An 892-nucleotide genomic window follows, 5' to 3' on the forward strand; every position below is an offset into this window, starting at 1 on the left:
GGTTCTGTTCCCCACGCTGTGGGGGAAAATCAGGGTCTATGTCTTAGACATCACAAGTCTATATATCAGACCATGAATACAACCGGAATATAACATCAAAACGGGCGTTAGACCATCTAAATCCCCCAAGTAGTTGATTACACCAAAGGTTCGGAAATATCGGGCAGATTACAATTTGTCAAACAATACATCCCTATGCCATTCGAGGAATTCTTTTCGTGGCATATAGTCAAGGGCTTGGTTCAATGGATTGCCGATGTATCGTATGAAGAATTGTTGATAATAGCTTTATACATGCGAATGATACTTCTATGATACTTCTGTGACACTTTTTTGTAAACAAGAAAGAAAAGTGTCATTGGGGTAATGTGCAGGAGGTCAAATGATTAGGTGCGGACGGGGACTCCAGAATGAGACTATGATACTTTTTTGTCCAAAAAATGTTTCGTGTGACTGGGATAAAGGGAGTGTCAACAGATGCTTTTTGAAAAAAACAGGGATTCCTCCTGTCTGCTTGTTCTCTGATTACCTATAGACAAAAACCAGGATAAACCACAAGTCTTATGATACAACAATAATAAGTCCTTATGATGTAATATGGGAATTCATAAGACTTATGACAATATGATGCTGTAATTACAACAATGGCTGTGACAATAGAAATGAATATCAGCCCCACCTAGACTCAAACCCATCCTAACCTTCACAAAGGGAAGGAACAAGTTACTCCGGCTATTGACAACAGCCCCCACCTAGCCTCCCCCGAAGGGGAGGGGCAGATACCTTTAACTGTAGATTGTTGCTTGTAGTTGCTTGATTGTCAATAGTTTGTCATTAACAATGGTACCAGCTTCTCCCCTACGGGGGAGGACGAGAGGGGGCTGATGTGATT

The organism is Prevotella sp. CAG:592, from assembly GCF_000436015.1.
Taxonomy (GTDB): Bacteria; Bacteroidota; Bacteroidia; order Bacteroidales; family Bacteroidaceae; genus Prevotella; species Prevotella pectinovora.